Annotated in this window: 22 protein-coding genes and 1 tRNA gene; 11 read left to right on the top strand and 12 right to left on the bottom strand. The window is 69.3% G+C overall.

Features of this window, described 5'->3' with window-relative positions; genetic code table 11:
* Positions 1-58: 58 nt before the first annotated feature.
* Genes ACIQNG_RS20150 through rpmH form a run of 5 tightly spaced genes read right to left on the bottom strand, consistent with a single transcriptional unit; the run spans position 59 to position 2,853 of the window.
* Positions 59-571 (bottom strand): protein jag, encoded by a 513-nt coding sequence (locus tag ACIQNG_RS20150; protein WP_401437842.1) that lies wholly within the window; start codon positions 569-571, stop codon positions 59-61.
* Between the two features lie 15 nt (positions 572-586).
* Positions 587-1,969 carry a membrane protein insertase YidC gene (yidC, locus tag ACIQNG_RS20155; RefSeq protein ID WP_401486589.1) on the bottom strand — a complete coding sequence of 461 codons (1,383 nt, stop codon included), beginning with the start codon at positions 1,967-1,969 and terminating at the stop codon, positions 587-589.
* Positions 1,970-1,972: 3 nt separating this feature from the next.
* Positions 1,973-2,326 (bottom strand): membrane protein insertion efficiency factor YidD, encoded by a 354-nt coding sequence (gene yidD / locus ACIQNG_RS20160; RefSeq protein ID WP_401437836.1) that lies wholly within the window; start codon positions 2,324-2,326, stop codon positions 1,973-1,975.
* On the bottom strand, positions 2,323-2,694 hold the full coding sequence (gene rnpA, locus ACIQNG_RS20165; RefSeq protein WP_401486591.1) for a ribonuclease P protein component: 372 nt from the start codon (positions 2,692-2,694) through the stop codon (positions 2,323-2,325). Before rnpA ends, yidD begins: the two co-directional genes overlap by 4 nt.
* A gap of 21 nt (positions 2,695-2,715) precedes the next feature.
* Positions 2,716-2,853, bottom strand: coding sequence for a 50S ribosomal protein L34 (gene rpmH, locus ACIQNG_RS20170; protein WP_003956500.1), 138 nt, complete (start codon positions 2,851-2,853; stop codon positions 2,716-2,718).
* A gap of 460 nt (positions 2,854-3,313) precedes the next feature.
* Between rpmH and dnaA the strand changes: the two genes are divergently transcribed.
* The 10 genes from dnaA (at position 3,314) to ACIQNG_RS20220 (ending at position 17,960) form a co-directional block, all read left to right on the top strand.
* Complete coding sequence (gene dnaA, locus ACIQNG_RS20175) at positions 3,314-5,434, top strand: chromosomal replication initiator protein DnaA (protein WP_401486593.1); 2,121 nt, start codon at positions 3,314-3,316, stop codon at positions 5,432-5,434.
* A 1,074-nt stretch (positions 5,435-6,508) separates the two neighbouring features.
* The gene (dnaN, locus tag ACIQNG_RS20180; RefSeq protein WP_401437829.1) at positions 6,509-7,639 is read left to right on the top strand and encodes a DNA polymerase III subunit beta; all 1,131 of its coding nucleotides are present in this window, start codon (positions 6,509-6,511) and stop codon (positions 7,637-7,639) included.
* A 161-nt stretch (positions 7,640-7,800) separates the two neighbouring features.
* Positions 7,801-8,676 carry a phosphogluconate dehydrogenase (NAD(+)-dependent, decarboxylating) gene (gene gnd / locus ACIQNG_RS20185; RefSeq protein ID WP_401437827.1) on the top strand — a complete coding sequence of 292 codons (876 nt, stop codon included), beginning with the start codon at positions 7,801-7,803 and terminating at the stop codon, positions 8,674-8,676.
* 131 nt (positions 8,677-8,807) lie between these two features.
* Positions 8,808-9,929, top strand: a complete 1,122-nt coding sequence (recF, locus tag ACIQNG_RS20190; RefSeq protein ID WP_401486595.1) for a DNA replication/repair protein RecF — start codon at positions 8,808-8,810, stop codon at positions 9,927-9,929.
* Positions 9,926-10,600, top strand: a complete 675-nt coding sequence (locus ACIQNG_RS20195) for a DUF721 domain-containing protein (protein ID WP_401486597.1) — start codon at positions 9,926-9,928, stop codon at positions 10,598-10,600. The genes recF and ACIQNG_RS20195 overlap by 4 nt, the downstream gene beginning before the upstream one ends.
* Positions 10,601-11,414: 814 nt before the next feature.
* Positions 11,415-13,499 (top strand): DNA topoisomerase (ATP-hydrolyzing) subunit B, encoded by a 2,085-nt coding sequence (gene gyrB / locus ACIQNG_RS20200; protein ID WP_401437818.1) that lies wholly within the window; start codon positions 11,415-11,417, stop codon positions 13,497-13,499.
* A gap of 42 nt (positions 13,500-13,541) precedes the next feature.
* The gene (gene gyrA / locus ACIQNG_RS20205; protein WP_401437815.1) at positions 13,542-16,169 is read left to right on the top strand and encodes a DNA gyrase subunit A; all 2,628 of its coding nucleotides are present in this window, start codon (positions 13,542-13,544) and stop codon (positions 16,167-16,169) included.
* An 18-nt stretch (positions 16,170-16,187) separates the two neighbouring features.
* Positions 16,188-17,000 carry a DUF3566 domain-containing protein gene (locus ACIQNG_RS20210; RefSeq protein WP_401437813.1) on the top strand — a complete coding sequence of 271 codons (813 nt, stop codon included), beginning with the start codon at positions 16,188-16,190 and terminating at the stop codon, positions 16,998-17,000.
* 305 nt (positions 17,001-17,305) lie between these two features.
* Positions 17,306-17,379: transfer RNA gene (locus tag ACIQNG_RS20215), tRNA-Ile, on the top strand.
* Between the two features lie 350 nt (positions 17,380-17,729).
* Positions 17,730-17,960, top strand: coding sequence for a hypothetical protein (locus ACIQNG_RS20220; protein ID WP_401486599.1), 231 nt, complete (start codon positions 17,730-17,732; stop codon positions 17,958-17,960).
* 51 nt (positions 17,961-18,011) lie between these two features.
* Here ACIQNG_RS20220 and ACIQNG_RS20225 read toward each other — a convergent pair whose 3' ends face one another.
* The 6 genes from ACIQNG_RS20225 to ACIQNG_RS20250 form a co-directional block, all read right to left on the bottom strand.
* Positions 18,012-18,290 (bottom strand): hypothetical protein, encoded by a 279-nt coding sequence (locus ACIQNG_RS20225; RefSeq protein ID WP_401437775.1) that lies wholly within the window; start codon positions 18,288-18,290, stop codon positions 18,012-18,014.
* Between the two features lie 16 nt (positions 18,291-18,306).
* On the bottom strand, positions 18,307-19,218 hold the full coding sequence (locus tag ACIQNG_RS20230) for a radical SAM protein (protein WP_401486601.1): 912 nt from the start codon (positions 19,216-19,218) through the stop codon (positions 18,307-18,309).
* A 70-nt stretch (positions 19,219-19,288) separates the two neighbouring features.
* Positions 19,289-19,624 (bottom strand): hypothetical protein, encoded by a 336-nt coding sequence (locus ACIQNG_RS20235; protein ID WP_401486603.1) that lies wholly within the window; start codon positions 19,622-19,624, stop codon positions 19,289-19,291.
* A complete protein-coding gene (locus ACIQNG_RS20240) occupies positions 19,621-20,322 on the bottom strand; it encodes a hypothetical protein (RefSeq protein WP_401486605.1) in 702 nt (233 codons plus the stop codon). Before ACIQNG_RS20240 ends, ACIQNG_RS20235 begins: the two co-directional genes overlap by 4 nt.
* Positions 20,323-20,723: 401 nt before the next feature.
* Complete coding sequence (locus ACIQNG_RS20245) at positions 20,724-21,059, bottom strand: hypothetical protein (RefSeq protein ID WP_401486607.1); 336 nt, start codon at positions 21,057-21,059, stop codon at positions 20,724-20,726.
* 188 nt (positions 21,060-21,247) lie between these two features.
* The gene (locus ACIQNG_RS20250) at positions 21,248-21,964 is read right to left on the bottom strand and encodes a GntR family transcriptional regulator (RefSeq protein WP_401486609.1); all 717 of its coding nucleotides are present in this window, start codon (positions 21,962-21,964) and stop codon (positions 21,248-21,250) included.
* 53 nt (positions 21,965-22,017) lie between these two features.
* Here ACIQNG_RS20250 and ACIQNG_RS20255 point away from each other — a divergent pair, with 53 nt between their 5' ends.
* Positions 22,018-22,833 carry a class I SAM-dependent methyltransferase gene (locus tag ACIQNG_RS20255; RefSeq protein WP_401486610.1) on the top strand — a complete coding sequence of 272 codons (816 nt, stop codon included), beginning with the start codon at positions 22,018-22,020 and terminating at the stop codon, positions 22,831-22,833.
* Between the two features lie 838 nt (positions 22,834-23,671).
* On the opposite strand, the gene ACIQNG_RS20260 is transcribed toward ACIQNG_RS20255, so the two are convergent.
* On the bottom strand, positions 23,672-24,070 hold the full coding sequence (locus ACIQNG_RS20260) for a DUF6344 domain-containing protein (protein WP_401437760.1): 399 nt from the start codon (positions 24,068-24,070) through the stop codon (positions 23,672-23,674).
* Positions 24,071-24,181: the final 111 nt, after the last annotated feature.

Here is a 24,181-nt window from a genome sequence, read left to right on the forward strand (position 1 = left end):
GCTGACAAAATTCGGCCCCGTCTGCGCTACAGACGGGGCCGGTGGAACGTAGGACCGCTCAGGCGGGCAGGACGACGACGAACCGCTGCGGCTCCTCGCCCTCGGACTCGCTGCGCAGGCCGGCGGCCTTCACCGCGTCGTGCACGACCTTGCGCTCGAACGGTGTCATCGGATTCAGCTTCACGGGGGAGCCGCTGCTCTTGACCTCGGCCGCGGCCTTGGCACCCAGCTCGGCCAGCTCAGCGCGCTTCTTGGCCCGGTAGCCGGAGATGTCCAGCATCAGTCGGCTGCGGTCCCCGGTCTCCCGGTGCACGGCCAGCCGGGTCAGCTCCTGGAGCGCCTCCAGCACCTCGCCCTCACGGCCGACGAGCTTGTGCAGATCGCGGCCGGCCGAGTCGCTGATGATCGAGACGGCGGCGCGGTCGCCCTCGACGTCCATGTCGATGTCGCCGTCGAGGTCGGCGATGTCCAGCAGACCCTCCAGGTAGTCCGCCGCGATCTCGCCCTCCTGCTCAAGGCGGGTGAGGGTGTCTGCACCCTCGGCAGCGGCGGAGGTGGTGCCTTCCGTCACGGGATGGACTCCTTCTTACTTCTTGGTCGGGGACTTGGGCCGCTGGGGGCCGCCCTTGCGCTGCCCGGACTGGGCCCGGCTGCGGCCGTTGCCGGACTTGCCGCCCTGCTTACCGGACGAACCGCCCTGCTTGGCGGCAGCTCCGCCCTGCTTACCGGCGGAACCGCCCTGCTTGCCGTCGGACTCGTCGGACGCGTCGGACGCGTCTGACTTGCTCAGCGACATCGGGGCGGACTCCTCGGACGACGTGTCCGAGGTCGCGTCGGAGGACGCGCCCTTCTCACCGCCCGTCGGCTTGACGCTGCCGGACTGGCGCTGGGACTTCGACTGACGCTTGGGCTGCTGGCGCCTGGGGGTGGCCGCCGTGGTGGTCGTCGTACCGTCCTCGTGCTCCACGACGACGGCGGTGTCGCTCTTGTCCACGGTGCCGTCGGCCTGGGCGGCGAGCCCGGCCTTGGACAGACCGGTGATGAACTTGCGCTCGTGATCGTTGCGGTCACGGCCCTTGGCGACGATGGCCTTCACCACGGCGCGCTCACGCCGGTTGCGGGTCTTGCCGTGGTTCGTGACGTGCTTGTAGAGACGGTCCAGATAGGCGGCCTGGGCCTTGGAACCCGGGGTCGGGTTGTTGTGGATGACGTACATCTGCTGGCCCATGGTCCACACGTTGGTGGTCAGCCAGTAGACGAGGACACCGACCGGGAAGTTGATGCCGAAGACCGCGAAGATGACCGGGAAGACGTACATCAGCATCTTCTGCTGCTGCATGAAGGGCGTCTTCACCGAGGTGTCGACGTTCTTCGTCATCAGCTGGCGCTGGGTGTAGAACTGCGACAGCGACATCAGCACGATCATGATGGCGGTGACGACCCGCACATCGGTGATCGTGGAACCGAGCGCCTGCACCTCGGCGGAGCCGTCGGTGAACTTCGACGCGAGCGGGGCGCCGAAGATGTGCGCCTTCTGCGCGCTGGCCAGCAGCCGCTCGTTGATCACACCGATGGTGTCGTTGTTCGCGATGCTGTTCAGCACGTGGTACAGGGCGAAGAAGAACGGTGACTGCGCCAGGATGGGAAGGCACGAGGAGAGCGGGTTGGTACCCGTCTCCTTGTACAGCTTCATCATCTCTTCGGACTGACGCTGCTTGTCGTTCTTGTAGCGCTCCTGGATCTTCTTCATCTCGGGCTGGAGCGTCTGCATCGCCCGTGTCGCCTTGATCTGCTTCACGAAGAGCGGGATCAGACAGATACGGATCAGAATCACCAGGGACACGATGGACAGGCCCCAGGCCCACCCCGTGTCAGGGCCGAAGACCGCACCGTACAGCGAGTGGAACTGGACGATGACCCACGAGACGGGTGTGGTGATGAAGCTGAAGAAGCCGGCAATCGTGTCCACTAATCATGCTCCTTGGGCATGGGGCGGGGTCTCTGCGGCCGGGCTCGAAGCAGGGATCGCTTCGGCGGCCGGTTCGGCGGCGGAGGACCCGCCCTTGTGTGCGCGCCATGCGTTGCGCAGCATCTCGTGCCACCGTGGGCGCTTGCGCGGCGGGACATGGTCCACACCGCCCAATGACCACGGATTGCACCGCAGGATGCGCCAGGCCGTCAGTGCCGTGCCCTTGATCGCACCATGCCGGTCTATGGCCGTGTAGCCGTAGTGGGAACACGACGGGTAGTACTTGCACACCGGCCCGAGCAACGGGCTGATGGTCCACTGGTACAGCTTGATCAGTGCCAGCAGCGGGTACTTCATCGCGCGCCCCCTCCCAGCAGCCGCTGTAGGGCGGCATCCAGGTCTTGGGCCAGCTGTGCATGGTCGGCGTCACCCGCCCCGGGCAGCGCTCGTACCACTACCAGGCTACCGGGGGCCAAGAGGGCGACCCTGTCTCGCATGAGATGACGCAGTCTGCGCTTGACCGAGTTGCGTACGACCGCACCACCCACCGCTTTGCTCACGACGAAACCCGCACGAGCCGGAGGAGCGCTCTCCCCAGGCGCGTGCGGGTCCGTGGCACCGCTACGAAGATGGACGACGAGGGTCGGGCGGCCTGCCCGGCGGCCCCGTCGTACCGCGGTCGCGAAGTCCTCGCGCCGCCTCAGCCGGTTCTCGGTGGGCAGCACGACGTCATGACCTGACCGTGATCAGGCGGACAGACGGGCGCGACCCTTGCTACGGCGGGACGCGAGAATCGCGCGGCCGGCACGGGTGCGCATACGCAGCCGGAAGCCGTGGGTCTTCGCGCGACGACGGTTGTTCGGCTGGAAGGTGCGCTTGCTCACTCGGGGGCTCCAGAGATAAATCGGGGTTGGCGGGTGCCGTCCTGGCTGTCACCGTGCGCCCACGAGTAGCTCTCGTTACGCCCGAGTGCACCGCTTTCCGATCACCTGACGCGATCTGTGCCCATCGGAGGCAGGCGGCAGCAGCCATCGACAACTCGACCTGGTTACGGTACGCGCGGCTACGCCATCCGGTCAAACCAGCGACCAGTGGGAGACACTGTCCACAGGCTGGGGACAACAACTTGAACCCTGGCCGTCGCCCTGACTACCGTGGCCGGACTCCCCTTCGTCCCCTTGCCGCCGCCCGAGCGGGATCGCCCCGCCGGATCCACCCGGCACCTCCTTCCGACCGGTCCCGCTGCCTGCCGTTCGACCCCGCCGAAGATCCTGTTCGACACCGACTCCACCCCGACCCGTCCGCGAACCACACGTTCGTGGGACCCATGAGAGAGCGTGCCCTGTGGCTGACGTACCTGCCGATCTTGCCGCAGTGTGGCCACGCGTACTCGAACAGCTTCTCGGCGAGGGCCGCGGTCAGGGTGTCGAGGCCAAGGACGAGCACTGGATCCGGCGCTGCCAGCCGCTCGCGCTGGTCGCGGACACCGCCCTCCTCGCGGTACCGAACGAATTCGCGAAGAACGTCCTGGAGGGCAGGCTCGCGCCGATCGTCAGCGAGACGCTGACCCGCGAGTGCGGCCGGCCGATCCGTATCGCGATCACCGTGGACGACTCGGCGGGCGAGCCCCCCGGCCCCCCGGCCCCGCCCCAGCGCTACGAGGAGCCCGAGCTTCCGTCGGCCCCCTACGAGGGCGGCGGCTACGAGGGCACCTCGTACGAGAGCGGCCCGTACGCGGGTCCCGCCTACGACGGCTCCCCGCGCGACAACGAGTACGACGACTACGGCCGCCGCCCCGACCAGCACCAGGGCCCCGGCGACCAGCTCCCGACCCCGCGCCCGGCGTACCCCTCCGAGTACCAGCGCCCCCAGCCCGGCGGCTGGCCGCGCCCGCCCGCGCAGGACGACTACGGCTGGCAGCAGCAGCGCCTCGGTTTCCCCGAGCGCGACCCGTACGCCTCCCGCGACTCCTACGGCGGCGGCCAGGACTACCGCGGTCAGGGCCGGGACCAAGGCCGGGACCAGGGCCGCGAGCGCCCGTCGTACGACGCGATGGAACGCGGCGGCTACGACCGGGAGCGCCCGCCGTACGAGCAGCAGCGCGGTGAGTACGAGGGGTCACGCTCCGAGTACGACTCCGCGCGCGGCGACTACGACCAGCGCGACTCCCGGCGTGATCTGTCCGAGCCGTCCGGCGGCAGCGGCCCCGGCGGCCATCGGGGCGGACCGGGCGGACTGGGGGGACCGGGAGGACACGGCGGTCCTGGAGGGCCGGGCGGGTCCGGTGGCCCCAGTGGTCCCGGTGGACCGGGTGCTCCCGGCGGACCGGGCCTCAGCGGCGGACCGGGCGGACCCGGGCTGCACTCCTCCTCCGGTGGCGGTGCCGGTCCGCTGACCGGGCAGCCCGCGCCGGCCGCCGGCCCCGGTGAGCCGACCGCGCGGCTGAACCCGAAGTACCTCTTCGACACCTTCGTCATCGGCGCCTCGAACCGGTTCGCGCACGCCGCCGCCGTGGCGGTCGCCGAGGCGCCCGCGAAGGCGTACAACCCGCTGTTCATCTGTGGTGAGTCCGGCCTCGGCAAGACGCATCTGCTGCACGCGATCGGCCACTACGCGCGCAGCCTGTACCCCGGCACGCGCGTGCGGTACGTCAGCTCGGAGGAGTTCACCAACGAGTTCATCAACTCCATCCGCGACGGCAAGGGCGACAGCTTCCGCAAGCGGTACCGCGAGATGGACATCCTGCTCGTCGACGACATCCAGTTCCTCGCGGACAAGGAGTCGACGCAGGAGGAGTTCTTCCACACGTTCAACACACTCCACAACGCCAACAAGCAGATCGTCCTCTCCAGCGACCGGCCGCCCAAGCAGCTGGTCACGCTGGAGGACCGGCTTCGGAACCGTTTCGGGTGGGGGCTGATCACCGACGTCCAGCCGCCCGAGCTGGAGACGCGGATCGCGATCCTGCGCAAGAAGGCGGTCCAGGAGCAGCTCAACGCCCCGCCCGAGGTGCTGGAGTTCATCGCCTCCCGGATCTCGCGCAACATCCGTGAGCTGGAGGGCGCGCTGATCCGGGTGACGGCGTTCGCGTCGCTCAACCGGCAGCCGGTGGACCTGGGCCTGACGGAGATCGTCCTCAAGGACCTGATCCCCGGCGGCGAGGACTCGGCGCCCGAGATCACCTCCACGGCCATCATGGGCGCCACCGCCGACTACTTCGGACTGACGGTGGAGGACCTGTGCGGCACCTCCCGCGGGCGGGCGCTGGTCACCGCCCGGCAGATCGCCATGTACCTCTGCCGTGAGCTGACCGATCTGTCGCTGCCGAAGATCGGCGCGCTGTTCGGCGGCCGGGACCACACGACCGTGATGCACGCGGACCGCAAGATCCGCAATCTGATGGCCGAGCGGCGCTCCATCTACAACCAGGTCACAGAGTTGACCAACCGCATCAAGAACGGCTGAGCCCCACCGGGCCCGGTGGGGGCCCGCGCCGGGCCACCGTCGCCGCCGCGCCTGAGCCCTCACCGAGCCACGCCCGAGCCACGTCCAGACCACGGCCGAGCGGCATCCCAGCCACAGCCCAGCCACGCCCGAGCAGCATCCGAGCCACGCCCGAGCAGCGTCCAGTCCCGCCCGAGCGGCGTCCCAGCCACGGCCCGACCCCGTCCGAGCCCCCTTCTGACGGCACCGAGGGCGCCCCGGGAGCAGTTCCCCGGGGCGCCCTCGGTCGTTCCACACCCCGGACGGGGACCGGCCCTTGTTCGAATACTCGCCGGGTTACGGCCGCCCTCCACAGATTCGGTGACTTTCTGCCGTCCACATCCTGGGGACCACCGAGTTGTCCAGATCTCTTCCACAGCCCGGTCTGTTGAAGGACCATCAGACCAGGTCAGGTGCCTGTGGATTGGTGGACAAACGATCTCCACAGGCTGTGGACAACCCGGTGATCCACAAGCTGTGCATAAAGTTGTCCACCGACAACCCACAGGCTGGGGGCGGTTGTCCCCAGTGATCGGCCGCTTCTCCACATCTCTGTCCACTGTTCGGCAACGCGACGCGCCTGATCACTGGGTCGAGTGAAAGGCGTCACATCAAGGTGCCGGGTTGGCCTGTGGGAAAGACGGGTAAACCTGGGGACGGGTCTGGGGAGAAGTCGCCCCTCCCTGTGCACGGGGTGTGCAGAACTTTCGGTTCTCCACAGCGGACCCGGGTTGTCCACGGGCCCCACCCACAGGTGCAGTGGATAAAAAACCGGCGCTGAGCTGCGCGAACGAGGTTATCCACGGTATCCACAGGCCCTACTACTACTCCCGACTAGAGAGAGCTGGGAATCCGTTTCGAAGCGGGACCTGTGCACAACTCGCTCCGGGTTGCCCGACCGCCCCTCGTCACGACTTGACCCCGAGAGGCACCTACTGTCAGTGGTGTGCGTCAGACTGTTCCCCGGTGTCCTTCCCTCCACAGCAGTGGATGACACCGGGACAGACGACGGGCCAGGCAGGGCGAGAGCGCCGGCAACAGCAGGAGGCGGCAACAGTGAAGATCCGGGTGGAACGCGACGTACTCGCGGAGGCAGTGGCGTGGGCGGCGCGCAGCCTCCCGGCCCGTCCGCCGGCCCCTGTCCTCGCCGGACTGCTGCTGAAGGCCGAGGAAGGCCAGCTGAGCCTGTCCAGCTTCGACTACGAGGTCTCCGCACGGGTCTCCGTCGAGTCCGAGGTCGAGGAGGAGGGCACGGTCCTTGTCTCCGGCCGTCTGCTCGCCGACATCTGCCGCGCGCTCCCCAACCGCCCCGTGGAGATCTCCACAGACGGTGTACGGGCGACCGTGGTCTGCGGTTCCTCCCGCTTCACCCTCCACACCCTGCCGGTGGAGGAGTACCCGGCCCTGCCGCAGATGCCCTCCGCGACCGGCACGGTCCCCGGTGAGGTCTTCGCCTCCGCCGCGTCCCAGGTCGCCATCGCCGCGGGCCGTGACGACACGCTGCCCGTGCTCACCGGTGTGCGCATCGAGATCGAGGGCGACCGGGTCACGCTGGCCTCCACCGACCGCTACCGCTTCGCGGTCCGTGAGTTCCTGTGGAAGCCGGAGAACCCCGAGGCGTCCGCCGTCGCGCTGGTGCCCGCCAAGACCCTCCTCGACACCGCCAAGGCGCTGACCAGCGGCGACAGCGTGACGCTCGCGCTGTCCAGCTCGGGCGCAGGCGAGGGCCTGATCGGTTTCGAGGGCGCCGGCCGACGCACCACGACCCGGCTCCTGGAGGGCGACCTCCCGAAGTACCGGACGCTCTTCCCCACCGAGTTCAACTCGGTCGCGGTGATCGAGACCGCCCCCTTCGTGGAGGCCGTGAAGCGCGTGGCGCTGGTCGCCGAGCGCAACACCCCGGTGCGGCTCAGCTTCGAGCAGGGCGTGCTCATCCTGGAGGCCGGTTCCAGCGACGACGCACAGGCTGTGGAAAGGGTCGACGCGCAGTTGGAGGGCGACGACATCTCCATCGCCTTCAACCCGACGTTCCTGCTGGACGGTCTGAGCGCGATCGACTCGCCGGTGGCCCAGCTCTCGTTCACGACCTCCACCAAGCCGGCGCTGCTCAGCGGCAAGCCCGCGCTCGACGCCGAGGCGGACGAGGCGTACAAGTACCTGATCATGCCGGTGCGGCTGAGCGGCTGAGCGCTGAGCCCGACGGCAAGCCGACAGCGCTGACATCGCTGACAGCTCGGGGCAGGGGCGTTTGAGCGCCTATGCCCACAGATGTGCGCACCCGTCCGGGTCTAGGCTCGGACGCAGGTACGAAAGTGCCTCAAGCCACATCGCGACTTAAGGAACAACTGATGGAGCTCGGTCTCGTCGGCCTCGGCAAGATGGGCGGCAACATGCGCGAGCGGATACGCCGCGCGGGCCACACCGTCGTCGGATACGACCGCAACCCGGACCTCGCCGATGTCCACAGCCTTCCTGAGCTGGTGGGCGCGCTCAAGGCTCCGCGCGTCGTATGGGTCATGGTCCCGGCCGGGGCCGCCACCCAGTCGACCGTCGACGAGCTGGCCGTCCTCCTGGAGCCCGGCGATGTCGTCGTGGACGGCGGCAACTCGCGCTGGACGGACGACGAGAAGCACGCCGAGGAACTGGCCGCCAAGGGCATCGGCTTCGTCGACTGCGGAGTCTCCGGCGGCGTCTGGGGCCTGGAGAACGGCTACGCGCTGATGTACGGCGGCGACGCGGAGAACGTCGCCAAGGTGCAGCCGGTCCTCGACGCGCTCAAGCCGAAGGGCGAGTTCGGCGCGGTGCACGCGGGCAAGGTCGGCGCGGGCCACTTCGCGAAGATGGTCCACAACGGCATCGAGTACGCCATGATGCAGGCGTACGCCGAGGGCTGGGAGCTGCTGGAGAAGGTCGACTCCGTGACCGACGTCCGGGAGGTCTTCCGCTCCTGGCAGGAGGGCACGGTGATCCGCTCCTGGCTGCTGGACCTCGCGGTCAACGCGCTGGACGAGGACGAGCACCTGGAGCAGCTCCGCGGCTACGCGCAGGACTCCGGAGAGGGCCGCTGGACCGTGGAGGCGGCCATCGACAACGCCGTCCCGCTCCCGGCGATCACGGCCTCTCTGTTCGCGCGGTTCGCGTCCCGCCAGGACGACTCGCCGCAGATGAAGATGATCGCCGCGCTGCGCAATCAGTTCGGCGGACACGCGGTCGAGAAGAAGTGACGGCGGCGGCGGTCCAGGACCGGTGATCGCCGTCGGGAAGACGACGACGGAGAGACAGAGACCGAAGTACGGAAAGTGATCCACAGGACCGCCCCGGCGGTCCACAACCTCGGGGGAGGTCGGCGCACCCCATGCACGTCACGCATCTGTCGCTCGCCGACTTCCGCTCGTACGCCCGGGTCGAGGTCCCGCTGGACCCGGGCGTCACCGCGTTCGTCGGCCCCAACGGGCAGGGCAAGACCAACCTGGTGGAAGCGGTCGGCTATCTCGCCACCCTCGGCAGCCACCGGGTCTCCTCCGACGCGCCGCTGGTCCGCATGGGCGCCGAGCGCGCGGTCGTCCGGGCGCAGATCCGCCAGGGCGAGCGGCAGCAACTGGTCGAGCTCGAACTGAACCCCGGCCGCGCCAACCGCGCCCGCATCAACCGGTCCTCGCAGGTCAGACCCCGCGACGTACTGGGCATCGTACGGACCGTGCTCTTCGCGCCGGAGGATCTCGCGCTGGTCAAGGGGGATCCCGGGGAGCGGCGGCGGTTCCTGGACGAGCTGATCACGGCCCGTTCGCCGCGTATGGCCGGGGTCCGCTCCGACTACGACCGGGTCCTCAAGCAGCGCAACACCCTGCTGAAGTCGGCGGCGCTGGCGCGGCGGCACGGCGGGCGGTCCATGGACCTGTCCACCCTCGACGTCTGGGACCAGCACCTCGCGCGCGTGGGCGCCGAACTTCTCGCCCAGCGGCTCGATCTGATCGCCGCGATCGGCCCGCTGGCCGACAAGGCGTACGAGCAGCTGGCGCCCGGCGGCGGGCCGGTCGGGCTGGAGTACAAGCCGTCCGCGCCCGGTGAGGCGCACACACGCGAGGCGCTGTTCGAACAGTTGATCGCCGCGCTGGCCGAGGTCCGTAAGCAGGAGGTCGAGCGGGGCGTGACCCTGGTGGGACCGCACCGGGACGATCTGGGGCTGAAGCTCGGTGAACTGCCCGCCAAGGGGTACGCGTCGCACGGCGAGTCGTGGTCCTACGCGCTCGCGCTGCGGCTGGCCTCCTACGACCTGCTGCGGGCCGAGGGCAATGAACCGGTGCTGATTCTCGACGACGTCTTCGCCGAGCTGGACACCCGGCGCCGGGAGCGGCTCGCCGAGTTGGTCGCGCCCGGCGAGCAGGTGCTGGTGACGGCCGCGGTGGACGACGACGTACCGGAGGTGCTGAGCGGGGTGCGGTACGAGGTGTCCGACGGGACGGTGGAGCGCGTATGACGGGGGTCGGCGGCGACGGGCCGGTGTTCCCGGGCAACGGCGCCGCCGGCGGGGCCTCCGGGAACGGCGGTTCCGGCAGGAGCGGCCTCCCCGGCCTCCCTGGCCTCCCCGGCGCCTCAGGTCCGGGGTCGTCATCAGGCCCCCTCGGCCCTGCTGCCCCCTCCGGCGCCCCTGCCGCTTCCGGCGTGGACCTCGCGCGCGTGGCGTTGCGCGCGGCGAAAGAGGCGGCCCGCGCGCGGGGTGACGCGGTGCAGCAGAAGAAGCAGGCGCGGCGGGGCGGACTGCGTTCCGGCGCGCGGGCCGACGGGCGCGACCCCATGGCGCTCGGCGCGGCGATCAACCGGCTGATCACCGAGCGCGGCTGGGAGACCCCGGCCGCGGTCGGCGGAGTGATGGGCCGCTGGCCGCAGATCGTCGGTGACGACCTCGCCAAGCACTGTGTGCCGCAGCGGTACGACGAGGACGAGCGGGTGCTGGTCGTGCAGTGCGACTCCACGGCCTGGGCGACCCAGCTACGGCATCTGTCGCCCGCGTTGGTCGCCCGGCTCAATGAGGACCTGGGCCACGGCAGCGTACGGATGATCAAAGTGCTGAACCCGGGCGGTCCCGCCCGCCGCTACGGCCCACTGCGCGCGCCCGGCAGCACGGGGCCCGGCGACACCTACCGGTAGCCGCCACCCGCCCGCCGGACGGACGCGGCCGTCGATCATCAGCGGCCGTCGATCATCAGCGGCTGCGGGTCGTCAGCAGGATGCGGTCGTCAGCACACTGCGGACCGCAGACTGCGGATCGTCAGCAGACCGCGGGTCGTCAGCACACTGCGGATCGTCAGCGAGCCGTAGATCATCAGCAGGACCAGACCACCCGCCCCGAAGTGAGCGACCTCACAGTCCCCCGCCCCGCTGCCCCGACCGCACCGCCCCGTACGTGATCTGAGAGCGACATCACGTCGGAGCCCCCGGCGGCGGCCCGCTCCCGGCTCGCCCGGCCCCGGCGCCGATCTCGTAGGCGCTCCTTCGGCTGCCCTCGGCGGTCCGTTCGAGGCCCGTGGACGTCCTCTCCACGCCCCTGAGGCCCGCGTTTTCCACAGCCTGTGGACTGATAGTCGTACAAGGCACGCAAAATGCCCCGGATCGAGGCTCCGGTGAGGGCGCATCCCGGGCCGGTGCGGAGCTGACTCAGGAGTAGCCAAGGGTTGACATCCCGAAGCGCTGAGTGGCTCCGTGAGCCTCTTGGAGCCCCCTTCCGCATATCGGGACCCGGCGGAGGATGGTTCAGGGCGGCACATGCGGACTCAGGTACCGGCAAACGCCCATCAGTGTCAGTGCTACCGGTAGACTGGAAGCCAATCCCGCCCCGCCCGTGGGGACCGTCCGGGAAAAGCTGAGCAACGCTGATCAAGGCTGATCAAGGCTTACCAACGCAACATGCCGCAGCCGCTCCGGCACCCCTCTCCCCGAGGGGGGATCCCCAGGAGTCTGGCTCGTGCTGTGCCAGAAAGGGCGCTTCGTGGCCGATTCCGGCAACCCCAACGAGAACAACCCGTCCACCGACGCCGAGGTGACCTACGCGGCCGGCACCCTGAGCGGTGAGGTCACCGCGTCGTACGACGCGAGTGCGATCACCGTCCTGGAGGGACTGGACGCGGTCCGCAAGCGCCCCGGCATGTACATCGGCTCGACCGGTGAGCGGGGTCTGCACCACCTGGTGTACGAGGTCGTCGACAACTCCGTGGACGAGGCTCTGGCCGGACACGCGGACACCATCGACGTGACGATCCTGCCCGACGGCGGTGTGCGTGTCGTGGACAACGGCCGCGGCATCCCGGTCGGCATCGTCCCCTCCGAGGGCAAGCCGGCCCTTGAGGTCGTCCTGACCGTGCTGCACGCGGGCGGCAAGTTCGGCGGCGGCGGCTACGCGGTCTCCGGCGGTCTGCACGGCGTGGGCGTGTCCGTGGTCAACGCGCTGTCGGCCAAGGTCGCCGTAGAGGTCCGCACGGACGGCCACCGCTGGACGCAGGACTACAAGATGGGCGTCCCCACGGCCCCGCTGGCCCAGCACGAGGCCATCGAGGAGACCGGTACGTCGGTGACCTTCTGGGCCGACCCGGACATCTTCGAGACCACGGAGTACTCCTTCGAGACGCTCTCGCGGCGCTTCCAGGAGATGGCCTTCCTCAACAAGGGCCTGACCATCCGGCTCACCGACGAGCGCGAGTCGGCGAAGGCCGTGGTCGGGGCGGACGAGGCCGGCGCCGACGACAACGCCGAGGCCAAGACCGTCACGTACCACTACGAAGGCGGCATCGTCGACTTCGTGAAGTACCTCAACTCCCGCAAGGGCGACGTGGTGCACCCCACCGTGATCGACCTGGAGGCGGAGGACAAGGACAAGAGCCTGTCCCTTGAGGTCGCCATGCAGTGGAACAGCGGCTACAGCGAGGGCGTCTACTCCTTCGCCAACATCATCCACACCCACGAGGGCGGTACCCACGAGGAGGGCTTCCGCGCGGCGCTGACGAACCTGATCAACAAGTACGCGCGCGACAAGAAGCTGCTTCGCGAGAAGGACGACAACCTCACGGGCGACGACATCCGCGAGGGTCTGACCGCGATCATCTCGGTCAAGCTGAGCGAGCCGCAGTTCGAGGGCCAGACCAAGACCAAGCTGGGCAACACGGAGGCCAAGACCTTCGTGCAGAAGGCGGTCTACGAGCACCTCAACGACTGGCTGGACCGCAACCCGAACGAGGCCGCGGACATCGTCCGCAAGGGCATCCAGGCGGCCACCGCGCGCGTGGCGGCCCGCAAGGCCCGTGATCTGACCCGCCGCAAGGGCCTGCTGGAGAGCGCCTCCCTGCCGGGCAAGCTCTCCGACTGCCAGTCGAACGACCCCACCAAGTGCGAGATCTTCATCGTCGAGGGTGACTCCGCCGGCGGCTCGGCCAAGTCCGGCCGCAACCCGGAGTACCAGGCGATCCTGCCGATCCGCGGCAAGATCCTCAACGTCGAGAAGGCCCGGATCGACAAGATCCTGCAGAACCAGGAGATCCAGGCGCTGATCTCCGCCTTCGGCACGGGGGTCCACGAGGACTTCGACATCGAGAAGCTCCGCTATCACAAGATCATCCTGATGGCGGACGCCGACGTCGACGGCCAGCACATCAACACCCTGCTGCTGACCTTCCTGTTCCGCTTCATGCGCCCGCTGGTCGAGGCCGGCCATGTGTTCCTGTCCCGCCCGCCGCTCTACAAGATCAAGTGGGGCCGGGAGGACATCGAGTACGCCTACTCCGACCGCGAGCGCGACGCGCTCCTGGAGATGGGCCGCCAGCGCGGCAAGCGGATCCGCGAGGACTCGATCCAGCGCTTCAAGGGCCTCGGCGAGATGAACGCCGAGGAACTGCGGGTCACCACCATGGACCAGGAGCACCGCGTCCTCGGCCAGGTCACCCTGGACGACGCCGCCCAGGCCGACGAGCTGTTCTCGGTGCTGATGGGCGAGGACGTCGAGGCCCGCCGCCAGTTCATCCAGCGCAACGCCAAGGACGTCCGCTTCCTCGACATCTGAGTCGGTCCCAGCTGACCGCACCAGGAAGGATCTTCACCAGCTATGGCCGACGAGAACACCCCTGTCACGCCTGAGGCGGAGGGCCCGGTCCTCCGCGTCGAGCCGGTCGGGCTCGAAACCGAGATGCAGCGCTCGTATCTCGACTACGCGATGTCCGTCATCGTCTCCCGCGCGCTGCCCGACGTCCGGGACGGCCTCAAGCCCGTCCACCGCCGGGTCCTGTACGCGATGTACGACGGCGGCTACCGCCCCGAGCGCGGCTTCTACAAGTGCGCCCGTGTCGTGGGCGACGTGATGGGCAACTACCACCCCCACGGCGACAGCTCCATCTACGACGCCCTGGTCCGGCTGGCCCAGCCCTGGGCGATGCGGATGCCGCTGGTCGACTCCAACGGCAACTTCGGCTCGCCGGGCAACGACCCGGCCGCCGCCATGCGCTACACCGAGTGCAAGATGGCGCCGCTGTCGATGGAGATGGTCCGCGACATCGACGAGGAGACCGTCGACTTCACGGACAACTACGACGGCCGCTCCCAGGAGCCGACCGTCCTGCCCTCCCGCTTCCCGAACCTGCTGATCAACGGCTCGGCGGGCATCGCGGTCGGGATGGCCACCAACATCCCCTCGCACAATCTGCGCGAGGTCGCCTCCGGCGCCCAGTGGTACCTGGAGCACCCCGAGGCCACGCACGAGGAGCTGCTGGACGCGCTCGTCGAGCGGATCAAGGGCCCCGACTTCCCGACCGGCGCGCTGGTGGTGGGCCGCAAGGGCATCGAGGAGGCGTACCGCACCGGCCGCGGCTCGATCACCATGCGCGCGGTGGTCGAGGTCGAGGAGATCCAGAACCGCCAGTGCCTGGTGGTCACCGAGCTGCCGTACCAGGTCAACCCGGACAACCTCGCGCAGAAGATCGCCGACCTGGTGAAGGACGGCAAGATCGGCGGTATCGCGGACGTCCGTGACGAGACCTCGTCGCGTACCGGTCAGCGCCTGGTCATCGTGCTCAAGCGCGACGCGGTCGCCAAGGTCGTCCTGAACAACCTGTACAAGCACACCGACCTCCAGACCAACTTCGGCGCCAACATGCTGGCCCTGGTCGACGGCGTCCCGCGCACCCTCTCCCTGGACGCGTTCATCCGCCACTGGGTGACGCACCAGATCGAGGTCGTCGTCCGCCGTACGAAGTTCCGGCTGCGCAAGGCCGAGGAGCGCGCCCACATCCTGCGCGGTCTGCTCAAGGCGCTGGACGCGATCGACGAGGTCATCGCGCTGATCCGGCGCAGCGACACGGTCGACATCGCGCGCGGCGGACTGATGGACCTCCTCGACATCGACGAGATCCAGGCCAACGCCATCCTGGAGATGCAACTGCGCCGGCTGGCCGCCCTGGAGCGGCAGAAGATCGTCCAGGAGCACGACGAGCTTCAGGCGAAGATCAGCGAGTACCAGCGGATCCTGGCCTCCCCGGTCCGCCAGCGCGGCATCGTCAGCGAGGAACTCGCCGCGATCGTCGAGAAGTACGGCGACGACCGCAAGACCCAGCTGATCCCCTACGACGGTGACATGTCCATCGAGGACCTGATCGCCGAGGAGGACATCGTCGTCACCGTCTCGCGCGGCGGCTACGTCAAGCGCACCAAGACGGACGACTACCGGGCCCAGAAGCGCGGCGGCAAGGGCGTCCGCGGCACGAAGCTCAAGGAAGACGACATCGTCGACCACTTCTTCGTGTCCACGACCCACCACTGGCTGCTCTTCTTCACCAACAAGGGCCGGGTCTACCGCGCGAAGGCGTACGAGCTGCCGGACGCCGGCCGGGACGCGCGCGGGCAGCACGTCGCCAACCTGCTCGCCTTCCAGCCGGACGAGGCGATCGCCGAGATCCTCGCGATCCGCGACTACAACGCCGCGCCCTATCTGGTCCTCGCGACCAAGGCGGGCCTGGTCAAGAAGACATCTCTGAAGGATTACGACTCGCCCCGCTCCGGCGGTGTCATCGCGATCAACCTGCGCGAGCGGGAGGACGGATCCGATGATGAACTGATCGGGGCCGAACTCGTGTCGTCCGATGACGATCTGCTTCTGATCAGCAAGAAGGCGCAATCGATCAGGTTCACTGCGACGGACGACTCGCTCCGCCCGATGGGCCGTGCGACCTCGGGTGTCAAGGGAATGAGTTTCCGCGAGGGCGACGAGCTGCTCTCGATGAATGTTGTTCGACCCGGTACGTTCGTGTTCACTGCCACCGATGGTGGGTACGCGAAGCGGACTCCCGTCGACGAGTACCGCGTCCAGGGCCGCGGTGGCCTCGGCATCAAGGCCGCCAAGATCGTGGAGGACCGCGGATCGCTCGTGGGCGCGCTGGTGGTCGAGGAGACCGACGAGATTCTCGCCATCACGCTGTCCGGCGGTGTGATTCGTACGCGAGTCAACGAGGTCAGGGAGACGGGCCGTGACACCATGGGCGTCCAACTGATCAATCTGGGCAAGCGCGATGCCGTCGTCGGTATCGCACGCAACGCCGAGGCGGGACGCGAGGCGGAGGAGGTCGACGGCGAGATCGCCGACGACTCCGCCACGGGTGCCGGCCCCATCGGTGCCGTCGGCGAGTCCGCCGAGGGTGCCGCGACCACCGACACGGACGAGGGTGAGGCGCCCTCGGCCGAGTAGCACGAGGAGTGAGTCAGCGTGAGCGGAGCCACGGGCGCCGGGTCGGCCGGTACTCCGGCCGGTCAAACCACCGGCGCGAAGACGGGCGGCGGCCGTGGCTCCGCCGCGCGGACCACCGATCCTCACACGACCAATCTGCAACCGATCAAGCCGTCCCCGGCCGGCGCGCACGCGCCCGACACTCATGGATCCCAGGGGGGAACTGTGACGGACACCCGAGGCCCGCAGACCCAGCAGTACGCGGCCGGCGCGGGCCCGGCAGCCCATGGTGCCCAGCCGGCCGCCCCGGAAGGCGCCTCGCCCCTGCCGGGCGAGCGCCAGCCGCAGCAGCCGGAGACTCCGTACCACCCGCCGCAGGCGTACCAGACGCAGGGCGGTGGTGCGGGCGGCACCAACGGCGGCAACGGCGGGCTCGGCGGCTCGCTGCGCCGACCGCGCACCGGGGCGCGCACCACCCCGCGCGTGCGCAAGGCCCGGCTGCGGGTGGCCAAGGCCGACCCGTGGTCGGTGATGAAGGTCAGCTTCCTGCTCTCCATCGCGCTGGGCATCTGCACGGTCGTCGCGGCGGCGGTGCTGTGGATGGTCATGGACGCGATGGGCGTCTTCTCCACGGTCGGCGGCACGATCTCCGAGGCCACCGGCTCGAACGAGTCGAACGGCTTCGACCTCCAGTCGTTCCTGTCGCTGCCGAACGTCCTGATGTTCACGACGATCATCGCCGTGATCGACGTCGTCCTGGCCACCGCGCTGGCCACCCTGGGCGCCTTCATCTACAACCTGTCGGCCGGCTTCGTGGGCGGCGTCGAACTGACGCTGGCGGAGGACGAGTGACGGGGTTTTCCCGGGCGCGCGGGGCGAACGTCGAGTGACGGGGTTTCCTTGGGCGTGCGGGGCGAACGTCGAGTGACGGGGTTTCCCTGGGCGCGCAGGGCGAACCCCTGCTGATTCGCCTTCGCGCGGGGGTGCAGGCGTTGCACCGATGCCCCTTGGAGTGAGGGTGCGACCCGTGCCGGTCGCCTTCCGGCGACGGTGGAAGCACGGTGCTCACAGCCCCCCGACTATCGATTTTGGGACTGCACCGGTCGTGCGCTAATCTTCAGGGGTCAGCGCGCGGGACATACACCGCAGAGCGCGGCGGGGCTATAGCTCAGTTGGTTAGAGCGCATCCCTGATAAGGATGAGGCCACAGGTTCAAATCCTGTTAGCCCCACATCGTGAAGCGCCAGGTGAGACGGCCGGTAGATCCTCAGGATCTACCGGCCGTCTACATTTGATGATCTTGAGAGTCCGCTACTGGTCCGTAACTTACGCACAGACTTCCCTGGAGGTCTGTATGGGCCACAGGTTGACGAACTCGGTCGGTCGGAGTCTGTTGCGGCTGTGGGGATCAGCCGCAGGCGATGTCGCTCGCGGCGGCGCCGATCGGGCGGGCCGGTGGTGCGGCTTCTGTCGGCTGACTGCTGGTGGTGACACCCCAGCCGATATCCCCAACCTGTGCGTTCTCGGGTGCCCCGGGGGCACCGACCGCCGCGGCGACGCCCAGGATGGCGGCGGCGAGCAGTGCGAAAGCGGCCCACCGGATCGCCCGGATCGGGCAGCGAGCGTCAGCTCCGCATCCTGCGTGGGCTGGTGGACGGCCACTCGCAGGCGCAGATTACGAACCGTATCGGGCGCATCCGCAGCGCGATCGACAAGGAACTCTCCACCGCCCGCAAGTCCCTCGGCGCCAGCACGACCTTTCCGCTGATGGCGTGGTACGGCTGCGTGCATGGGGAGAATCAGACCGGTTGAGCTGCCGCGGGCGGGCTGGAAGTGCAGTTCGGGGCTGCCTGATCGGTACTGTTACGCGGCTCGACTTTCGCGCAGCGATTCGAGCGTCGCCCGGTAGATGGGTCCGGAGTAGTGCGTGGCAGCGTCGTGGGTCGGCGCCGACGTCTCGATCAGGTTGTGCGCCACGGCCTTCAGCTCGGCCGACCAGAGCAGTACGTGTTCCTGTGCGTCCTTGCCGCATGCCTGCGGTTCTCCCGGCAGGCACAGGGGGAGCGGCGACGGTGCGAGCTTGTTCAGCGCATGCCGTACATATCCCGCGACGGTCGCCCACTCTTCCTCGGTGCGTTCCACGATGGGTGCCTCTCGGTCAATCTCCAGCCGGGGTGCCGATCGTAGCGCCCGGGGCCTCGGCCGTCCGTGGATCGCAGTGGCCCACGGACGGCACGCACGGGCTGCAGGGCCCGCACATCGGGAGAAACTGCGGAGGGGTACAGGACTGTCCCGGCAGGTTCCCGTGCGCGGCCTGGATCTCCGCGCGGGCCCGGCGCGTGGCCGGCCCCGACCAGATGTCCGCTAGCGGTCGGTCCTTGACGTTGCCCAGACTGATGAACCGGCCGAGGACGCACGGCCAGACCGTGCCGTCCGGACCGATCGCAATCTTCCCCTCGGCGCAGTGCCCGCACAGGTCGGCCATCGTCGGTGCCACTCCGCGGCCGGCCCGCCCGAACGCGCGCATCCTGTCCGCTCCGACCTCCGAGAGGCCCAGGTCCCTCAGATCCTGCTGCGCCTCGCGGGCGCGCTGTCCGGGGAGCACCTGGATCACCCCGCCCCGTAGCGTGAGCCCCAGTTGCTGCGCGCGCTGGATGTTCTGCCGGGTGCGGGAGTGCGAGCCCTTCCGCTCGGTCACGGCGTCGTGGTCGGCTGCGGCGTCGGAGTAGTAGGACGTCGCCAGGCGGACGTTGTGGTCGGTGAACGTCTGCCAGAGGTCCGCGCTCACGGTCGTGAGGTTGGAGAAGACCTCGATGGTGAGGCCGGCCTGCCGGGCGTGCACGATCAACTGCTTGAGGTGCGGATAGAGCATGGGCTCGCCGCCGATGAACTGAACGTCCCGTGTGCCCATGGCGGCGAGCTGGGTGATTGTCTCCGTCCAGTCGGCGGCGGTCATGGTGCCGTGTGTGCCGCGCGGGGAGGAGCCCGCGTAGCAGTGGGCGCACTCCAGGTTGCAGCGCCCTGTGACTTCGAGCCATGCGAACCCTAATGGGGGGTCGGGCAGCGTCATCGCTGGTCGCCTTCCTTCTCTCTGCGGGATAGAGGATGGCCCGCCCGGGGCCGGGGGTGCTTGGCGGGATTCACCGGCCTGGGGCGGGAGCTGTGGGTGGAGTAGGGGTCAGAGCAGGGGTGAGGGCTGTGAGGGTGTGGAGGGCGTTGCCGTTGGGGCAGTAGCGGCGGCTGGTGCAGCGGGGGCAGACGCTCTTGTGGATGTGGTGCACTCGGGTCGCCTCGTGTGTGGTGCAGGTGTGGCAGCCGCGGGGTCGCCATCCCTGCATGTGGCCGTCGATGGCGCTTGTTCGGGGCCCGAGGTCCACGACGGCTGGCTGGTCGCACCACACGCAGTGCTGCCCGTTGAGTTGCTCGGTGGTCAGCTCTGTGGTGCGGGGGACGGGGAGGAATTCGGCGGCGTTCATGGGCGGCGCGGGTCGTGGGCGCTGTGTCTTCCGGTGCGGGAGCAGTGGGCCCGGCGCTGCTGGGGCTGGGTCTGCTGGGTCGCCTCCAGGGGGTCGCGGACGGTGCTCGGTGCGGTCTCGGCGGCCCTGAGCGCGGTGAACGCGGTGGAGAGCTGATCCGTTTTCTCTGCGGGTCCGGGGGGCGGACTGTGTGGGGTGTCCATGTTCGGGTCTCTTCCCCCCTTGGCATGGGTGCTCGGGTCGGCAGGTGTGGGGAGGGCTGCACGCCCCGCCGGGGGCACCGGATGGATGCGGGGCGGGCGGGCGGTTGGTGCTCCCTCCGCCCGGGGCCTTGCTGCCTGGCGGGCGGAGGGGCGTTCACGCGGGCGGTGCCCACTCCTGCGTGGGGTGCTGCGCGCCCGTGGCATGGTCCGGGGGATCCGGCTCCGCACGGCGCGTCCTCTCATCCACGGCACCATCGCCTGCCGGTACTGCGGCGACCGCTCGAACGCCTCCCGCACCGGATCGGCGAACTCGAAGCTGTGGCCGCCCGGATGCCGGGCGAACAGCCCGCACGCTTCCTCGGTGGCGCCGGGCGCCCCACGGTTGAGGGTGTTGCCCTCGGGCAGCACGAGGAACCCGTGCGGGTCACGCCCGTCGTCCCACTGCGCCCACACCTCACCTATCCGCCGCTCCCGCGCTTCAGGTGCCGTCGGCATGTCACACCTCCCGCCCGCGCCACGAGAGCCCGCCCGTGTCGCGGCAGCGCGCACACCGGCATGGCGGCCACGCCTGAGAGACATCCGAGAGCGGACCCGGGATTGCCCGGTAGGTACGTCGTACGACCGGGCCCTTCGGCTTGCGGTCCGCACCGACCCGGTACGTCTCGATCGTCATCCGCGACCTGCCCGGAGCGGGCTTGGTACCCGCGTTCACCGCTCCCCCTTCCCGTCCGGTGTGTGGCAGGGGCAGGTGCAGCGCGGGACGAGTGCCGTGCCTCCGCCGTGGGGCAACGGCACGTCCTTCGTCTGGCGGCAGTCGTCATGCAGCAGCTCGTACCCCGGCCGCGCGGCAGCCAGCGCGCACTCCGCCGACCGGCGCCCCTCTACGGCGGGCCCGCTCATCGCACTGCCCCCCTCGCACCGATGACGTGGAGGTCCAGGTCGATGCCGAAGCCAGTGGCGAGTACGAGGACAGTCCGCCGCCGTTGCCGCTGCTCGCGCTCCCGCTCGGCGGCAATCAGGTAGGGGCGGATGAGTGCGGTGCCCGCGCCGTCGATGGGCTGGTGGAGTCCGTAGGGGGACCGCAGGACGCGAACCTGCGGGGTGGCCGGGCGGGCGGCGCCCGCGCATTGCGGGGAAGGGGCGGGGGCCGGACGGGATCCAGCCCGCCGCTTCCCCGGACCGGGCACTAAGAGGTCCAGCACCCGCCGTACGATCTTGGGGATAATACTCACGTCGTCAGCTCCTCTGAGGCTGGTGGCCATGCCCCCGGACCGGTCGCGCGGTCGCGGGGGTGCATGCCGATTCCCATCAGCAGACACACGGGGCACCGTCATGACGAGGCGTCATAACGGTGCGGGCACCGCATAAAAAGAGACTGGACCGGTGGACCGGTCCAGTCAAGTCATGGGTGAAGACTGCGCTACCTCATGGGGTACCGATCGATCGCCTCGAACACGCCCGCCGCGGTGACGCCCACTTCACACACCAACGGTCGACCTTCCTGGTCGTAGGCCACATGCAGCACCACTGCGACAGCCGCAGGCCGATCCACTTCCAGAAGGCGGGCCTCTTCCTCGGTCGCCAGGCGCACCGTGGTGACGTCTACGCCTTCGGCCGGTGAGCGGCCGGTCTCCCGACGCACGTAGTGGGTCGTGCCTTCGGTGATCGGCCCAGGTTTGGCCAACCGCGGAGCGGCATCGGCGATGTCCAGCGGGAACCACGCCGTCACCAGAGTGCCGGGCGTGGCGTCGTCCATGAGCACCAGCCGCATCCGCCGCAGCGCAGGCTGATCGGCACCCAGCCCAAGGGCTTCCCGGACCTGAACAGGCGGCACGACCCGGTCGGGTACTCCGAGCCGGCGGTACGGCGCACCTGAGACCCGAGCGGAGTCGGCCCGGCGTCCACCAGCCGGCCGTGCGACCGGCGTTTCCGCCACGGTGAAACCCGCGCCCTGGCGGGCGACCACGACGCCGTCGTTGCGCAGCACGTCGTACGCCTTGACGACCGTGGCCCTGGAGACGTTCCACTGTTCGGCAAGGTCACGGCTGGACGGCAGGAGGTCGCCAGGTCCGAACTCGCCGTTCGCGACCCGGCTTCTGAGGTCATCCGCGATCTGCTCGTACTTCAACAACGGCATGGGGCACTTCCGATCACTGGACTGGTCCACCGGTCGACCCCCAGAATGCCCCCATGACGGGAACCGAGGTAGCTCCGGAGATCGTGCGGTACTACACGTCAGCCGCCGAGGAGGACCGGCTGAGCACGACGGCCGACGGCAGACTGGAGATGGTACGCACCCAGGAACTCCTTCGCCGCTACCTCCCCCCACCGCCCGCCCGGATCCTCGATGTCGGCGGTGGCCCTGGGGCCCATGCCCGCTGGCTCGTTGAGGACGGCTACCGCGTGCACCTGGTCGACCCGGTCGCCCGGCACATCGAGCAGGCCGAGAAGACGGGCGCCACCGTCGAGTTGGGGGATGCCCGCCAGCTCACTGCTGCCGATGCGTCGTACGACGTCGTCCTCATGCTCGGCCCGCTGTACCACCTGATCGACCGCGCTGACCGCGAACAGGCCCTCGCCGAGGCCCACCGCGTACTCAAGCCCGGCGGCCTCCTCGCAGCCGCGGGCATCAACCGATACTCCAGCCTGTTCGAGCACGCCGCTTTCGCACACCTCCACAAGGAGGCCATGCAGCGGAGCATCGGAGGCATCCTCGCCTCGCAGATCCACGACGGGCAGAGGGCATTCACCGCCGCCTACTTCCACAGCGGTGAGCAGCTACGCGCCGAGACGGCTGCCTCTGGCTTCGAGGCCGCTGAAGTCTTCGGCATCGAGGGCCCGGCCTGGTCGATGCTTGCCGCGGCCGAGCGCAACACCGGTGACGACTACCGTCACACCCCACTATTTGACTCGGCGCTCGCCGCAGCCCGCATGGCGGAGCCGTATCCCGAACTGCTCGCCGCCAGCTCCCACCTGCTGGCCATTGGCCGACGGCCCGACGCCTGATCCAAGGCCCGCCGAACTGCCCCCTTGCACAGCCCGCGATGGGTTGCCAAAGGGGGGCGTAGCAGTTCAACTCACGCCGATCATCGGCGTGACCCCCGCTCATGCGGGGACTACCTCCAGCCCCTGCCTGTTGGGGATTTTGGACGGGACCACCCCCGCTCGTGCGGGGAATACCCTCGCCCACCTGCGCTCTTGCCTCCCGCATGCTGAATTTTGCCCACTTCTCCGAACTCCACCCCGGCTGGCCGCTCACCGGCCGAGTACCTGCCACACGGCCAGGCCCACCGCGCCCACGGCCGTGAGCGCGGTGACGGCCTGCACCGGCCGTCGGCTCCGCCCCAGCGCATCGAGCCGCTGGCGTTCCCAGGGACGCTTGGGTGCGCCGTACCCAGCGGTTCGGAGGTCGGTGGGTGACGGGGCGTCTGGAACCGGCGTGGGATACGACGACGAAGGCCCGGCCGCTCGGTGCGGTCGGGCCTTCGGTGGGGCTGCGTGTACGCGTACGCAAGATCGCCTGTGGTGCGGCCGAGAACGAGCCTCAAGGGGTCCGTGCGGAGCCTCGATGGGTCCCGTGGACTTGCTCGGGGACTCGGAGGACTGCGGAGGACTGCGGAGGACTCGGAGGACTCGGAGGACTCGGAGGACTCGGAGACTCGGAGGGTTCCGGAGCTTCGGGGACCCGGAGCCTTGGAGGTCCGGAGCCTGGGGGGCTCGGAATCTTGGAGGCCCGGAATCTTGGAGGCCCGGAGCCTTGGAGGGCTCGGAGGTTCTCGGTGAAGGAGGGGCTGGTGTTGCAGGAGGGGCTTTGTGCCGCGAGGGGCAGGTCGTGCGGGGTGTCTCAGCGCAGGAGCGGGGCGGTACGGGCGGCGTCGGCGGGGTCGGCCTGTTCGTCGGGGTCGTCGCAGTGGCGGTCCGACGAGCCGCCCGTCGTGTCCGAGGCCGTGTCCGCCAGGGGGCGGTGTCGGCAACTCGGAGTCTTGCCGTGGGCCTCCGCGCGGATGCGCTGTTTCATCGTGGGGGGCAGGGACCGGGCATGGGCCCAGGCCCAGGGGGACACCATGGGTGGTGCGGTGACCGGTTCGGCGCTGGGGCGCGTCGTCGTTTCGGTCCGCGGCGTCTCCGGCGTCTGCGGAAGCGCCGCCGCGGCGGTCGTGGTGACGAATCCGAGCGCCGTGAACAGCGCGATGAAGGCAGTGACGACGGCGGTCCACAGCTTCATGACCTTTTTGCCGGCCATGGCCCCTCACTTTCAGGTTGGGCGATTTGCGTACTTTCCTCATCATGTGTATGGGGATCGAGAAGTGGTGGAGCGACGCCCGTGACGCGTCCATCGTCTGATGAACACCAC

The sequence above is a fragment of the Streptomyces sp. NPDC091377 genome, from assembly GCF_044757045.1.
In the GTDB taxonomy this organism is placed as follows: Bacteria; Actinomycetota; Actinomycetes; order Streptomycetales; family Streptomycetaceae; genus Streptomyces.